The sequence below is a fragment of the Saccharopolyspora elongata genome, from assembly GCF_004348985.1.
Taxonomy (GTDB): domain Bacteria; phylum Actinomycetota; class Actinomycetes; order Mycobacteriales; family Pseudonocardiaceae; genus Saccharopolyspora; species Saccharopolyspora elongata.
Genome location: NZ_SMKW01000061.1, coordinates 1 through 14211 on the forward strand (window position 1 = coordinate 1; position 14211 = coordinate 14211).

Annotated in this window: 14 protein-coding genes; 3 read left to right on the plus strand and 11 right to left on the minus strand. The window is 69.9% G+C overall.

The window, feature by feature from the left end:
* Nucleotides 1–625: 625 nt before the first annotated feature.
* Genes E1288_RS33290 through E1288_RS33300 form a run of 3 tightly spaced genes read right to left on the minus strand, consistent with a single transcriptional unit; the run spans nt 626 to nt 3490 of the window.
* Nucleotides 626–925 carry an AtuA-related protein gene (locus E1288_RS33290; RefSeq protein ID WP_132492348.1) on the minus strand — a complete coding sequence of 100 codons (300 nt, stop codon included), beginning with the start codon at nt 923–925 and terminating at the stop codon, nt 626–628.
* The gene (locus tag E1288_RS33295) at nt 912–2219 is read right to left on the minus strand and encodes an acyclic terpene utilization AtuA family protein (protein ID WP_132492350.1); all 1308 of its coding nucleotides are present in this window, start codon (nt 2217–2219) and stop codon (nt 912–914) included. Before E1288_RS33295 ends, E1288_RS33290 begins: the two co-directional genes overlap by 14 nt.
* Nucleotides 2219–3490, minus strand: a complete 1272-nt coding sequence (locus E1288_RS33300) for a CitMHS family transporter (RefSeq protein ID WP_132492352.1) — start codon at nt 3488–3490, stop codon at nt 2219–2221. The genes E1288_RS33295 and E1288_RS33300 overlap by 1 nt, the downstream gene beginning before the upstream one ends.
* 91 nt (nt 3491–3581) lie before the next feature.
* Here E1288_RS33300 and E1288_RS33305 point away from each other — a divergent pair, with 91 nt between their 5' ends.
* A complete protein-coding gene (locus E1288_RS33305) occupies nt 3582–4505 on the plus strand; it encodes a LysR family transcriptional regulator (protein ID WP_408014203.1) in 924 nt (307 codons plus the stop codon).
* Between the two features lie 12 nt (nt 4506–4517).
* On the opposite strand, the gene E1288_RS33310 is transcribed toward E1288_RS33305, so the two are convergent.
* The 3 genes from E1288_RS33310 to E1288_RS33320 form a co-directional block, all read right to left on the minus strand.
* A complete protein-coding gene (locus tag E1288_RS33310) occupies nt 4518–5207 on the minus strand; it encodes a demethylmenaquinone methyltransferase (protein WP_132492356.1) in 690 nt (229 codons plus the stop codon).
* A 104-nt stretch (nt 5208–5311) separates the two neighbouring features.
* Nucleotides 5312–5554 (minus strand): GNAT family N-acetyltransferase, encoded by a 243-nt coding sequence (locus tag E1288_RS33315; RefSeq protein ID WP_132492358.1) that lies wholly within the window; start codon nt 5552–5554, stop codon nt 5312–5314.
* A gap of 303 nt (nt 5555–5857) precedes the next feature.
* Nucleotides 5858–6982 (minus strand): glycosyltransferase family 4 protein, encoded by a 1125-nt coding sequence (locus E1288_RS33320; RefSeq protein WP_207954695.1) that lies wholly within the window; start codon nt 6980–6982, stop codon nt 5858–5860.
* A 198-nt stretch (nt 6983–7180) separates the two neighbouring features.
* On the opposite strand from E1288_RS33320, the gene E1288_RS33325 reads away from it, so the two are divergent.
* Entirely contained in the window at nt 7181–8041 is an 861-nt protein-coding gene (locus tag E1288_RS33325; RefSeq protein WP_132492362.1) for an inositol monophosphatase family protein, read from the plus strand.
* A gap of 3 nt (nt 8042–8044) precedes the next feature.
* Here the strand turns inward: E1288_RS33325 and E1288_RS33330 are convergent, their stop codons facing one another.
* The 3 genes from E1288_RS33330 to E1288_RS33340 all read right to left on the minus strand — a co-directional run bounded on the left by E1288_RS33330 (nt 8045) and on the right by E1288_RS33340 (nt 10380).
* On the minus strand, nt 8045–8641 hold the full coding sequence (locus E1288_RS33330; RefSeq protein ID WP_132492364.1) for a hypothetical protein: 597 nt from the start codon (nt 8639–8641) through the stop codon (nt 8045–8047).
* A gap of 191 nt (nt 8642–8832) precedes the next feature.
* Nucleotides 8833–9708 (minus strand): 1,2-phenylacetyl-CoA epoxidase subunit PaaC, encoded by an 876-nt coding sequence (gene paaC / locus E1288_RS33335; protein ID WP_132492454.1) that lies wholly within the window; start codon nt 9706–9708, stop codon nt 8833–8835.
* 174 nt (nt 9709–9882) lie between these two features.
* The gene (locus E1288_RS33340; RefSeq protein ID WP_235883976.1) at nt 9883–10380 is read right to left on the minus strand and encodes a DUF3592 domain-containing protein; all 498 of its coding nucleotides are present in this window, start codon (nt 10378–10380) and stop codon (nt 9883–9885) included.
* 88 nt (nt 10381–10468) lie between these two features.
* Between E1288_RS33340 and E1288_RS33345 the strand changes: the two genes are divergently transcribed.
* Nucleotides 10469–11764 carry an isochorismate synthase gene (locus E1288_RS33345; RefSeq protein ID WP_235883977.1) on the plus strand — a complete coding sequence of 432 codons (1296 nt, stop codon included), beginning with the start codon at nt 10469–10471 and terminating at the stop codon, nt 11762–11764.
* Between the two features lie 4 nt (nt 11765–11768).
* On the opposite strand, the gene E1288_RS33350 is transcribed toward E1288_RS33345, so the two are convergent.
* A complete protein-coding gene (locus E1288_RS33350) occupies nt 11769–13268 on the minus strand; it encodes a M1 family metallopeptidase (RefSeq protein WP_132492370.1) in 1500 nt (499 codons plus the stop codon).
* Between the two features lie 335 nt (nt 13269–13603).
* Entirely contained in the window at nt 13604–14188 is a 585-nt protein-coding gene (locus E1288_RS33355) for a DUF3885 domain-containing protein (protein WP_132492372.1), read from the minus strand.
* Nucleotides 14189–14211 lie beyond the last annotated feature (23 nt).

Here is a 14211-nt window from a genome sequence, read left to right on the forward strand (position 1 = left end):
TGTTAAGCACGCCGCCAGCGTTCGTCCTGAGCCAGGATCAAACTCTCCAACAATGCTGTTGAACAATCCCAGCAGACACTCAAACCCCACAGGGCGAGCGTCATACTCAAAGAAACCACCAACCACCGAAATGGTCGGGGGCATAAAAGAACACTAACCAAAACAGTCCGCTGTTGAGTTCTCAAAGAACACACCCACACCATCACCCAACCCCTAAACCAGGGATCGAAGCTCCGGGGAGCATTTCCTCGTTTTCGCTTTCGTGTTTACCACTGTAGAGCATCGTGTTTTCCCGTGTCAAACCGGGGGGTTCGCTTTCTCAACCGACCCAATTCGTTATCTTTCGGGACCACTTGGCTCTTCAGTTATCAACACGCGTAAGCGTTTCGCTTTATCAAGTCTTGCCTTTCGGGCTCGCCCACTCTACCACTCAGTCGTGGGAGCTTGGTTCGCGACCCCGCGTCAGGCTCGGCCCGGTTTTCCCGGCCCGTGTCGCGCTGACTTGGATAAATTTACACACCCCCGAAACACCCCTTGCAACCACCCCCCTTTAAACGCCTTGGAGGCTCATCGACAGGCCGTTCGTCTGCGAAAACAGGCTTGTCGCCACTCCCGATGTGCCTTCTCAGAGGACCAGCGACAGGAGACGGGAACTCAGGGACTTTCCGTGGGTGTCGAGGGCCAGCGATGTAGTCACCCCGCCGTCGAGCGCTTGGCGGCAGGTGAACTGCAGCCCGCACAGGTTCGGGAGTTCGTAGCGCAGCACCTCGCCCCGGATGTGACCGGCGAGGTGCTCTCGGACCCGTTCCGCCGTGACCTCCCGGGCCAAGAAGGGGAAGTCGTCGTCGCGATAGGGGAACAGCGACAGCGTCGAGGTGTCCCCCTTGTCGCCGGCCCGGCAATGGGCGATTTCATGCAGCAGCATCGTCGACCTCCAGCACCGTCACCCTCGTCTCGACGTCCGATCGGGGAATGAGCGCCGACACGATGCCGATCACCTCGCGGACATCGGCGCGAACACCGCCGCCGCCCGCCGGCCCGTTCGTGTAGAGCGCTTCGACCTCGTGGCACACGACGTCGGCCGCCGTCGGGTCTGGCGCCATCGCCGCCACCCGCAGGCGGCACTCATCCGTCGGCTCGCCCGAGTCCCTGACCGCGCCGAGAACTTCCGCTCTGATGCGCAGCCCGGTGCCGCGCAGCCTGGTCGTGACCACATCCGCTGCCAACCGCGCCCGGCCGGCGGCGTTCGGCCCGGCATAGCTGATGCCGCACTCCGCCCGGTACCCGGCGCGGTAGCCGACGCTCACCTTCAACTCAGCAGGGCGGGCCTGACCGGCGGCGCCGCTGATCCGGACCCGGTCGTCACCGGTCTGCTCCGCGCGCACCGGGCGGAAGTCCAGCACCACGTCGGGAGTGCGGTAGCCGGTCGGGTCGGTCACCTCGTAGAGCAGCTGCTCGCGCACCGTCGCCTTGGAGACGACGCCTCCGGTGCCCGCGAGCTTGCCGATGGTCGCAGTGCCGTCCGATGCCACTTCCGCGAACGGGAACCCCAGCTCCGCCAGGTCCGGCACGTCCTTCACCCCGGGGTCGGCGAAGTAACCGCCGGTCACCTGCCCCGCGCACTCCAGGACGTGCCCGACGAGCGTCCCGGCCGCGATCCGCGGCCAGTCGTCGAGCTCCCAGCCCAGCCGGTGCGCCAGCGGCGCGACGAACAGCGACGGATCCGCGACCCGACCGGTCAGCACGACGTTCGCCCCGGTGTCCAGTGCCGGAAGCAGCGCGTCCGCGCCCAGGTAGGCGTTCGCGGAGACGACCGCGCCGTGGTCGGCGAGCGGGACCCTGTCCTCCAGCGCCGGAAGCCTCAGGTCGAGCCGGTCCAGCACGTCGTCCCCGGTGACCACTGCGATCTTGCCGCGCACGCCCAGGTCCACCAACAGGTCACGGGTGACCTCACCTGCCACCAAGGGATTCGCCGCGCCCATGTTCGTCACCACCCGCACGCCGTGCGCTGCGGCGACCGGCAGCAGCCGCTCGAAGCGCGCACGCAACCGCGGGTCGTAGCCGACCGCCGGGTCGCGCAGCTTCCGCTGCTGGCCGAGCGCGATGGTGCGTTCTGCCAGGCATTCCAGGACCAAGTCGTCCAGGCCGGCCCGCGCCGCGAGGTCCACCGCCGGTCCGATCCGGTCGCCGGCGAACCCGGCTCCGCTGCCAATGCGCATCACAGCACCCCCGTGACCAGCGCGACTGCCGTCATCACCAGCGTCGTGCCGAACGCCCACTTGAAGATGAACCGCTGGTGGTCGCCGAGGTCGACCTTGCTCATCCCGAGCAGGATGAACGTCGAGGCGGTCAGCGGGCTGAGCGGGAAACCTGTGGTCATCTGGCCGAGGATCGCGGCCCGCCCGATGGCGGCCGGATCGCCGCCGAGCGCCGCGGTGGTCTCGGCGAGCACCGGGACCACGCCGTAGTAGTACGCGTCCGGGGTGAACACCAGGCTGAACGGCATGCTGGTGATCGCGGTCGCCACCGGCAGCAGCCCGGCGGCGGAGTCCGGGATGACCGACACCAGGCTCTCGGCCATCGCCTTGATCATCCCGGTGCCGGTCATGATCCCGGTGAACACTCCGGCCGCGAAGATCACCGCGACGACCAGCACCACGTTGTACGCGTGCTTGGTCAGCAGTTCTTGCTGGCCCTGCCAGGACGGCCGGTTGATCAGCAGCGCCGCCAGGAAGGCCAGCAGGAAGAGCACTTCCAGGTCCGCGAGCTGGGCGAGCAGGCATACGACGAGCACCAGCGTCAGGGCCGCGTTGGTCCAGTACCGCACCCGGTCGGCCCCGGTCGGACGGGCGCGGTCCGCGACCGCCACCTCGATGACGCCGAGCCGCTTCCGCTCTGCGCGGCCGATCAGGTAGGCCGCCAGCAGCACCCAGAGGACCCCGGCCAGCATCGCGGGGAGCACCGGGAGGAACAGCTGGCTGCTGTCCAGCTTCAGCGCGGCCATCGCCCGGGCCGTGGGACCGCCCCACGGCACCATGTTCATCACGCCCGCGGCCAGGCAGATCACGCCCGCCAGCACGATGCGCCGCATGCCCAACCGCTGGTAGATCGGCAGCAGCGCGGACACCGAGATGAGGAACGTCGACGCGCCGTCGCCGTCGAGCGCGACGAGCAGCGTGAGCAGTGCGGTGCCCAGCGTGATCTTCAGCGGATCGCCCTTGGCCCAGCGCAGGATGCGGGTCACCGCCGGGTCGAACAGCCCGGCGTCGACCATCAGGCTGAAGTAGAGCACCGCGAACGTGATCATGATGGCCACCGGCGCGACGGTGATCAGGCCGTCGGCGATCAGCGAGCCGAGCCGACCGCCGAAGCCGCTCGCCACCGCGGCGGCGATGGGCACCAGGGTCAGTGCGAAGAGCACCGAAACGCGTCGGGACAGCACCAGGGCCAGGAAGACCCCGATGGTCAGGAACCCACTCGCGGCGAGCATGCAGCACCTCCGTTGCCGGACGGACGTACTGTGATCCGCGTCGCTCATGCGCGTCAAGCAAAAGTTACTGATAGATTAATGCACTGTGGGCATGGATCTGACGCTTCAGCAGCTCCGACTGGTGCTCGCCGTGCACGACGCAGGCAGCTTCACGCTCGCCGGCGATCAGCTCCACCTGGCGCAGTCGTCGATGAGCCGCACCGTCCGCGAGGTGGAGCGCAAGCTCGGCATCACGCTGTTCGAGCGCACCACGCGGAACCTGGTCATCACGCCGGAGGGCAGCGAGTTCTGCCGGGTGGCGCGGCGCGTGGTCGATGCCTTCGACGCCGGGATCAACCACTTCGAGGGGTTCCTGGCCGGCAGTCGCGGCCGGGTGCGGATCGCGGCGCTGCCGTCGCTGGCGGCGATCCTGCTGCCGCCCGTGGCCTCCGCCTACCGGGCGGCGCACCCCGAGGTCGAACTGTCCATTGAGGACGGCATGTCGGACGAGGTGCTGCAGCGGGTCCGCAGCGGCGCGGTCGACCTGGCCGTCACGGTGGTGCCCGAACCGCTGCCGGACCTGCAGGTCCGGCCGATCGCGACCGACCGGTTCTGCTGCGTTTTCCCGCCGTCGCACCGGTTTTCCGAGCGCCGGCGGCTCGACTGGGCGGACCTCGCCGACCAGCCGCACATCGCCTTCGACCCGACCAGCAGCATCCGGCAGCACGCCGAACGCGCCTTCGCCGCCGCACGGGTGCGCCCGGACGTCGTGCTGGAATCGCGGAACATCACCACCGTCGCGGGGCTGGTCGCGGCCGGGCTCGGCGTGGCGGTGATGCCCGGGCTGGTGCTGCCGCTGGTCCAGTTCGCCGGGCTCGAACACCGGGCGCTCGGCGGCCCCGAGGTCCGCCGCCGCATCGCCGTGGTCCGCGACCCGCACCGCCCGCTCGCCGCGGCATCGGAAGCGTTCATGACCGTGATCGGCCAGGCCCAGCACTCGGCCGAGGCCTCGCCGCCGGAGACGATCTGGCTCTGAAGCCGCGAGGGATCAGGAAGGCTTGACCGCGCGGTGGACTGCGACGACGCCGCTGGTGAGGTTGCGCCACTGCACGCCGCTCCAGCCGCTCTCGGCGATCAGCTCCGCCAGCGCGCGCTGGTCCGGCCACTCGCGGATGGACTCCGCGAGGTAGACGTAGGCGTCCGGATTGGAGGACACCGCTCGGGCGATCGGAGGCAGGGCCCGCATCAGGTAGTTCATGTAGATCGTCCGGAACGGCTGCCAGGTGGGCGTCGAGAACTCGCACACCACCAGCCGACCGCCGGGACGCACCACCCGCAGCATCTCCCGCAGGCCGGCGGCCGTGTCGACCAGGTTGCGCAGCCCGAACGAGATCGTCGCGGCGTCGAAGGACTCGTCGGCGAACGGCAGCCGGAGCGCGTCGGCCGCGACCATCGGCACGCCTCGATCCCGGCCGACCGACAGCATGCCCAGCGAGAAGTCCGCGGCCACGCACCACGCGCCGGAACGGGCGAACTCCACCGTCGACACGCCGCTGCCCGCCGCCAGGTCGAGCACCCGCTCGCCCGGCTTCGGAGCCAGAGCCCGCCGGGTCACTTCCCGCCAGCGCCGGTCCTGCCCGAAGGACAGCACCGTGTTGGTCAGGTCGTACCTGCGCGCGACGCCGTCGAACATCGCGGCGACCTCGTGAGGCTTCTTGTCCAAACCGGCCCGAGACACACCCGAAGAGTACGTGGCGGGATCCGCGAGATCACCAGCACGCCCATCAAGTCCGCATCGCGGAATTCCTATTCCGTCCTCCTTCCCGCGATGCCCGGCCACGCTCAGGAACCGGACCGCAACTCGATTCGCAGGCACTCCCTGAACCGCTCCGTCTTCTGGGGGTGCGGCTCCCGCCGCCCCACCGGACGGAATCCGACGCGCTCGTAGAAACGCCGGGCAGCCGAGTTCCCGTCGAAGACCCACAACGCCACGGAGGTCGCACCCCTGCTCAGCGACCACGACAGGACCGCATCGACCAGGGCTTCCGCGACGCCCTCGCCCCGCCACGCCCGGTCGACCCACATCGCCTCGAGCCGTTACTCCGCCTGGGTCGACGCCGGCACTGCCGTGACGACACCCACGGCTTCCCGCTCAGCCCAAGCCACGAACCACGGGCGAGCCGCTCCCGCCAGAACGCCATCGGTCGCGTCCGCTCACCGTCCAAAGTGGAGCCAAAGGCGGCGGGGTCCGCCGCGAGCGCACGCAGCCGCACCTCCCGCAAGGCGGCCAGCTCGCCGTCGACCACCCGACGCACGGAGATCACGCCATTCATGTGACGCAACGGATTTGTTGCACCTGGGCGATGGGGTCGCCGGCGATCCGGCCTGTCAGGCGGCCAAGGGCTCCACACGTGTCGCAACCTCGGAGTAGTGCCCGATCAGCTGCTGGCACAGCGCGGGCCAAGTCCGCCCAGCGACGGCGTCACGCGCCGCCTCGCCGAACCTCGCCCGCAGCTCCGAGTCGCGCAACTCCGCGACGGCGGCGCGCAGCGCATCCGCGTGCACAGCAGGATCTTCGGTCGGCAGCAGATAACCCGTCCGGCCGTGGTCGACGAGATCCCGGGGCCCGCCGGCATCCGGGGCGACAACCGGCACGCCCGAAGCCATCGCCTCCTGCACCGCCTGGCAGAACGTCTCGTGCGGCCCGGTGTGCACGAAAACGTCCAGGCTCGCGTAGATCCGTGCCAGCTCGTCGCCGGTCCGCTGCCCGAGGAAAGCCGCACCGGGCAGCGCCGCACCGAGGTTCTGGCGTTCCGGACCGTCACCCACGACGACGAGCCGCACGCCCGGCATCCCGCCCAGCGCCGCCAACCGCTCGATGCGCTTCTCCGGCGCCAACCGCCCGACGTACCCGACGAGCAGCTCGCCGTTCGGCGCCAGCTCGTGGTGCAGATCCGGATCCCGGCGGTGCGGCGAGAACCGGGCGGTGTCCACGCCCCGCCCCCACCGGTGAACGCGCGGAACTCCGTGCTCCCGCAACGTTTCCACGGCCCACGTCGACGGGGCCAACGTCCGGTCGGCGGCACCGTGGAGGCGGCGTATCCAGCGCCACGCGGCGCGGGCGGTCAGGCCCAGGCCGTACGACTCGGCGAACCCCGCGACGTCGGTCTGGTAAACGGCAACGGTCGGGACGCCGATCCGCCTGGCAGCGGCCAGGCCGCGCGCCCCGACGATGAACGGCGACGCCAGATGCACGACATCCGGGCGGAATTCCTGCAACCCGCGCAGCAACCGGCGCGTCGGGAAGCCGATCGGCAACGATGAAACCAGCGGCAGGTCCATCGCGGGCAGCCGGATCACCGGGAAACCCGCGTACTCCTCCGGGCCCGCTCCCGGCGCGATCACCAGCGCCGCATCACCCCGTCGCCGCAAGTGCTCCAGCACTCGCAGCACGGAATTCGTCACCCCGTTGATTTGCGGCAGGAAGCTCTCGGTCACGATCGCTATGCGCACGCGGCACACCGTGACGGCCCGGACCGGCGAACAGTCGACCGCAACGTGACGGCACCGCCAACGCCAACCGAAGAGCACGCCAACTCGCCGACCCGACCACTCGCCGCGTGCGGCAACTCGCAATCGTGACCTGTAGCTCCACAACCGGTCACCTGAGCGTTGCGCTCCGGTCACCCACCGCACGGAGCCTGGGACGGCATGACGGTCCTGCCCTCCCCGCCCGCGCAGATCGACCCCGCCCTGGTTTCGCGGGCGTTCGAAGTCGCCGGCCGACTCGCGAACGATGCCGCTGACGTGATCATCGCGACCGCGGGCCGGGGAGCGCGCCCCGAGCCCACCGAATCGCCGTTCGACTGGGTCACCGACACCGGCCGCACCCTCGAACGGCACACCCGCCGGATCCTCGCCGACGAGTTCCCCGGAATCCCGGTGTTCGGCGAGGAATTCGACGCCGCGCCCACCACCGTCGCAGAGCACTGGGCCGCTCGCGCCGGTTCCGCGCGGTTCCGCTGGTCGGTCGACCCGGTCGACGGCACCGCCAACTACGTGGCGGGCCTGCCCTGGTGCGCCTACAGCCTGGCCATGCTCGACGAGCACGGGCCGGTCGTCGGGGTGGTCGCCGATCCGTACCGCACGCAGATCTACGCCGCGGCGCGCGGCCGCGGCATGCGCGCCAACGGGACCCCGGTTCGGCTGCCCGTGCAAGGCGAAGCGCGCGGCGGCATCGTGTGCACGGAGCTGACCAAGAACGGGCCGTGGCGCGGCATGGACCGGTTCATCACGAACGCCGCGAGCGCCCAGGTCGGGGTCCGGCTGCTGGGCTCCCCGGCGCTGGCCATCACCCAGGTCGCGCTCGGCCACGCGATCGCCGCGGTCCTCGACTCGTACGAGGAGTGGGACGTCGCTGGTGCGCTCGCGCTGGCCACCGAATCCGGCGCCACCGTGCTGGACCGCCGCGGCGGCACGGCCGCGCTCCCGCTGGACGGGCTGCTGGTGGCCGCGCCCGGCGTCGCCGCCGATGTGCACGACTGGTGGCGGCAGGCCACCGAACGGAGCTGATCGTCAGGCGGCCGTCATCAGCGCGCGGGCGGGAGCCGAACCCGGGGGCGGACCGAACACCGCCGACATCGGCCGCAGCAGCGGGAACTGATCGCGCAGCACCAACACCTGCTCGTGGACCCGGCTGAGATCGGGTGCGGCGACCAGTTCCACGACCGCCTCCAGCACGTGGTCCGTGACCATCCCGAACCTGGCAGCGGCGTCGTCGAGCTGGCTCTGCACCCGGCCCACCACGGCGTCGTCCCGCGACTCGCTGCCCTCCAGGCCACGCCCCAGCTCGGAAAGCGCCCGAACGTTCGGCAATTCCGCATCCATCCGCCGGACCACCGTCTGCAACTGGTGCCGGGCCTGCGTCGAGGACACCGCGTCGACGGCCCGAGCGGCTCGGTACACCGCCTGCTCGCACCGCTGGACCTCGTTCAGCCACTTGTCCGGCAGAGGCGACGGGGACGCGACCGACTGCGTGGCGGGCGGCACAACAGCGGATCCGGCAGTCGCCTTGGCTCTCCGCCTCCGGGCGCAGAAGACGGCCGACATCACCCCAGCCCCGCACGCTCCCGCGATCAAGGCGACGAGCACCTGCACCCAGATTCCGTCCATGTCGAGTTGTGTCCTTCCGCTTCGCCGAAGAGGCATCCGAACCGGTGTCCCGCCCGCGGTCACCGGTCCGACGTTGTCGACCGGACCGAAGTTCCCGAGCGCCCCCCAGATCACTTTGCGCCTGCCGGGCCCCGGAGTTCTTGGGGGAAAGTACTCAATCTGATCGCCTGTGCCGCAGCTCTCGGACCTGATCAGAGCTGCGCCGCGGATCTGGCCAGGTACTGCATGTCGGCGAGCAGGAATTCCATGCCGCCGGTGTGCTCCCCGTCGCGGCCGCCGGGGCGGACGAACCCGCCGAACTCCGTCGGGTCCGGCCGCTCCAGGCGGGCCACCGAGAACACCTCGTCCAGCACCTCGCTCACCTCGCCGCGCACCACCGCCGGATCGACCCCGCAGCCGGCATCCGCCAGCCGGGCCTCGACCGGGTGCGGCGTGAACAGCTCGCCGGTCATCGGCCACACCCGCTGGAACCCGCCCGTCATGCGCCGGGCCGACGCGGCGTTCGCATCGCCGAGGCGGATGACCCACTGCGCGGCGTGGTCGCGGTGCCTCGTCAGGCCCGCGAGGGACCGTGCGGCGAAGGTGGCCAGTACGGCGTCCCGGCTCCGCATCAGCCGTTCGAACACCGCCACCCGCCACGCGGTGTACAGCAGCAGCCGCGCGACGGTGGCCGAGAAGCCGCCGTCCTGCCCCGGCCCGCAGTCGATCTCGACCAACCGCACGTTGCGGAACTCCGCGGCGGTCCGGAAGTACGCGAGGCTGTCCTCGCCCCGCCCCACGCCCTCGACCTCGCCCGCGCGGTGCAGCAGGATCCTGGCTTCTCCCAAGAGATCGAGCGCAATCGCGCCGAGCGCCGCGGCCTCTTCCAGCTCCGGGGCGCGGACTCCCCACTCGGACAACCGGTGCGACAGGACCAGTGCATCGTCGCCGAGCATCAGGCAGTACTGCGCGAGATCCGGAGCGGACACACCATCCGGAACTGAACGATCCACAGTGGACATGGCAGGTGCGCCGAGCACCCACTGCTGCACATCCGACGCACTGGACTGCACTTCAGACGTGTTCATGGCGACCTCGCAGACGCGGGCCGGCGGCCGGGCGGCACGTGCGAACCGCTTCCCCATGAGCAGTCCACATCGGTCGTGCGAATCCGCCGCTAGCCCCCTTACGGCGGGGAAACCAGTGTCACACCACCCGACCGGATTAGGGAAGCCTGATCAGCGGCACAAGGGACCAAGGACTCACCGCGCGGTCGGCCGCCGGAGCAGCCAGTACACCGGCAGCAGCACCGCCCACAGCACGGCGAGCGAGCTGGACACCGGCAGCAGCGAAAGGGTCATGTTGCGGCCGGCCACGCGCACCAGATCCGGGTTCCGCGAGTCGTACTCGACCCGCACCAGCTGCCCGGCCTGCAAGTCGGCCGGGTAGAGCACGCCGTTCGGCGGGATGTAGACGCGGCCCTCATCGGTGTTGAAGCGCACCACGGTCCGGGTCAGCGAGGCGTCCACCACCTCGGCCACCGCTTCGCCCTTGGACTCCTCGATGGTCCGGTCGTTGATGAAGCACGCACCGACGATGGACAGCCCCATCACGGTCATGAGCAGGCCGAACACCAGCACGCCTCGCGCCGCACGCGCTCGGCCCCGACGACGGGGCGGCACCGCAACCGACTGGTCACCGTCCGTGCTGGTCTCGGTCACCGAGTCGGCCGCGTTCTGCGCCACCGCATCGCTCGCCACGGTGACCGATTGTAGGCACCCCGTCGACGGCCACGCGCATGCCTTCGGTGCCGCCCACCTGTTGGAGAGCGACGCATACCCTCCAGGAGTGGCGACTACACCCAGGCTGCTGACGGCGCGAACCCGAAGGCTCGAAGCGGGCGACCCCCGATACGACAGTCCCCTGCTGGAACTGCTGCCGACCGACGCCGTGCTCAGCTGGGTCCGCGACGGCTCCGGGCTCGTCGGCTGGGGCTGCGCGGCGCGCCTGGACGTTGCCGGTCCCGACCGCTTCAACCGGGCCGACGACTGGTGGCGAGAGCTCTGTCACCAGTTCGAGGTCGACGACTCGGTCGGGCTGCCCGGCTGCGGCCCGGTGGCGTTCGCCAGCCTGGCGTTCGCCGACGACCCCGGGCACTCGGTGCTGATCGTTCCCGAGGTCGTCATCGGGCAACGGGACGGTGTGCGCTGGATCACCACGATCGGCGACGGCTCCACCGAACAGCAGCCGGTCGAGCCCGTGCACCCGCCCGGCACGGTGTCCTACAGCGACGGGCAGCTGTCCGCGACCGGCTACCGCCAGGCCGTGGCCGAGGCCGTGCACCGCATGCGGCAAACCGGCGACCTGGACAAGATCGTGCTCGCCCACGACCTGCTGGCCAGCACCTCCGAGCCGCTCGACGCCCGGTTCCTGCTGAACAACCTCGCCGCCCGGTACCCGACCTGCTGGACGTTCGCCGTGGACGGCCTCGTCGGCGCCACTCCCGAACTGCTGCTCGAACGCGAGGGATACGAGGTGCGGTCCCAGGTGCTGGCCGGCACGGTTTGGCCGCGCGAGGGGCACACCACCGAGCAACTCGCCGCCGAGTTGATGGCCTCCGCGAAGAACCGCAGCGAACACGCCTACGCGGCGGAGTCGCTGGCGGTTCGCCTCCGCCCCTTCTGCAGCGACCTCACGGTGCAGAACGAGCCGGAGGTCCTCCGCCTGCGCAATGTCCTGCACCTCGCGACGAACGTCGAAGGCAAGCTCAGCGAAAGCGGCACCCGCAATGGCGCAACGCTGCTGCGCATGGTCGCCGCGGTGCATCCCACGGCTGCGGTCGGCGGAACCCCGACCGATGACGCCGTGCAGGCGATCAGCGAGCTGGAAGGGATGGACCGGGGGCGCTACGCGGGGCCGGTCGGCTGGCTGGACGGCAGCGGCAACGGCGAGTTCGCCGTGGCGCTTCGCTGCGCCCAAGTGGAAACCGCCGCCGCACCCGGCACCGAGGCCGAGCGCGGCGGCGGCAGGATCCGCCTGTTCGCCGGGTGCGGAATCGTCCCCGAATCCGACCCCGACCAAGAGGTCGCGGAGGCGGAAGCGAAGCTGCTCCCGGTCCGCGAAGCCCTCGAAGGCGTCCGCTAGCGAATCAGTGGTCGTGCAGCAGGGCGTGGGTGCGGTCGATCTCCGCCACGGCCTTCGGCGGAGCCACCGAAACGCGGGTCGCGCTCGCCGGCACGCCCGTCGCCTCGCCGACCGGCGGCCTGCCCTTGGTGAACAACCAGGTGTTGAACAGCTCGTCGAGCTGCTTGCCGGAGCGCTGCTCGGCGAGCGCGATGAACTCCTCGATCGTGCCGGTGGAGTAGCGCTTCTCCGCCACCCAGGTCCGGATGATGTCGAGCAGGGCCTCGTCACCGACCACGTTCCGCAGAGCGTGCACGGTCATCGCGCCCCGGTCGTAGACAGCGTCGCTGAACACGTCCCCCGCGCCGGGATCGCCCGGCAGGACCTGCCAGAACGGGTCGTCGGCCGGGTGCGACGCGTAGTAGTGGTCGAACAGCTCCTGCGCGGTACCGGTGCCCTGCGCCTCCGACCAGAACCACTCCGCGTAGGACGCGAAGCCCTCGTTCAGCCAGATGTTGCGCCAGGTGTCCACCGACACCGAGTCGCCGAACCACTGGTGCGCGTTCTCGTGCACGACCACCGAGGTGTTCGCCCCGTTCCGGAAGAACAGGTGGCTGTAGGTCGGCCGGGTCTGGTTCTCCAGCGCGAAATTCAGCCCCTCCGAAGAGACCAGTCCACCCTGCGCCTCGAACGGGTAGTCACCGAGCAGGCCGGTGAGGAACTCCACGACCTCCGGGGTGCGCTCGACGCTGGCCTTCGCCGGGCCCGCGAACTCGCCGAGGTTGTCGGAGTACGCGGTGACGAGCGGCTGCCCGAACGCGCCGGTCTTGGTGCTGATCTCGTACTGCCCGACGCCGATGAACGCCAGATAGGTGGCGGTCGGCTTGGTCGTGCGCCACTGCCAGGTGGTCCAGCCCGCAAGGCTGGCGGTCTTGGTGTTCACACCGTTGGACACCACCTCGGTGCCGTCCGGCACCGCGACGGAGACGTCGAAGGTCGCCTTGTCCCTGGGGTGGTCGTTGCTCGGGAACCACCAGGCGGCGATCTCCGGCTCCCCGACCGCGAGCGCACCGTCGGAGGTGCGGATCCACGGCTTCAGGCCACCCACCTCGACCGTCGACGGCACGCCCTCGTACTCGACGACGAAGGTCGCGAGGCTCCCCTCGGGCAGCGCGTCCGACGGCGTCACCGTCAGCTCCGAGCCGTCCTGCGAGAACTGCGCGGGCGCGCCGTTGACCCGCACCGACTTGGTGGGCAGCGCGAAGTCCAGGTTGAACGCCGTCAGGTTCTGCGTCGGCTTCGCAACGATCGTCGTGGTGCCCTGCAGATGGTCGTCCGCGGGCTGGTAGCGCAGCTGGATGTCGTAGTGCGAGACGTCGTATCCACCGTTGCCGTAACCGGGGAAGTAGTCGTCTCCCGCACCGGGAGCCCCCGGTCCGTCACTGCCGGCCAACGCCGGTGTGGCGAGCAGAGCCGTTGCGCAGCACGCCGCCGCCGTGGCTCGCAGGCCGTGTCGTCGAAACACCTGCCACCTCCTCGAACATCATGGTCGCTAGGAGAGTAAGGAGGCTCCCATCGACCAGGCATGTTTTCGGATCACAGGTTTTTCCCACAGTGCAGCGAAAATCCGCGAACGAACGCGGCGGGAGCACCGGCGACGGCCGACCGACCGCTCCGATCTGCGGATAAATACCCACCTTTCGAGCGACACCGGTCGCCCCTGCCTCGCCCGACGAACGTGTGACGCCGATCGCCCCGACTGCAGGGCAAATCGAATCCCGAGCGGTGAGAACACCGGTGCGCAGCCGGAACGGCCGTGCCAGGTGCCCGGGAATCTTCCGTCTTGGGGCGGCGACGAGCTCAGAAACCCTCCGGATGGCTGGAAAGCCAGCGCGCATAGCGATGCCGGAGCGCGTCGCGTTCGGCGACGGTGGGAAGCAGGACGTCCGAGCCGCCGTCGTAGGGGTGGTGAATCCGCTCCAGGGACGAATCGGCGATCATGACCCCTCCGCTGACGTCGTCGGCAACGGAACGAAGCAGGTCATCGCCCGCGCCGCGCCGCCACACGGTCCGGCTGACGAACAGGTGGGTGTAGGAGACGAAGTCGGGATCGGTCTCGTCCGGGTTGTTGCACACCGAGGTCCAACGGCGGGCATCGGGCTGCAACCGCGCCTGCTCGTCGGGCCGTGCACCCGGCTCAGGACTATCCGACCAGTCACAGGTGATGAGGTAGACCTCTTGGCCGATGAACAACTCGTCCAGGATCGTGTTGTACCGGTCGAGCAAGGTCCGGTACTCGTCGGCGGTGTCGGGATACCGCTTCGACCCCGGCAAGCTGTGGAACCGGACCCACCGATCCCGATAGGCGTGCTTCAACTCGTGGGCCAGCGGAGGGCACTGCGGCCAGCGTCGTTGCCAAAGCTCCAGGAGATCGCCACCAGCCACCCGAGCACGATATCGAGCAGGCT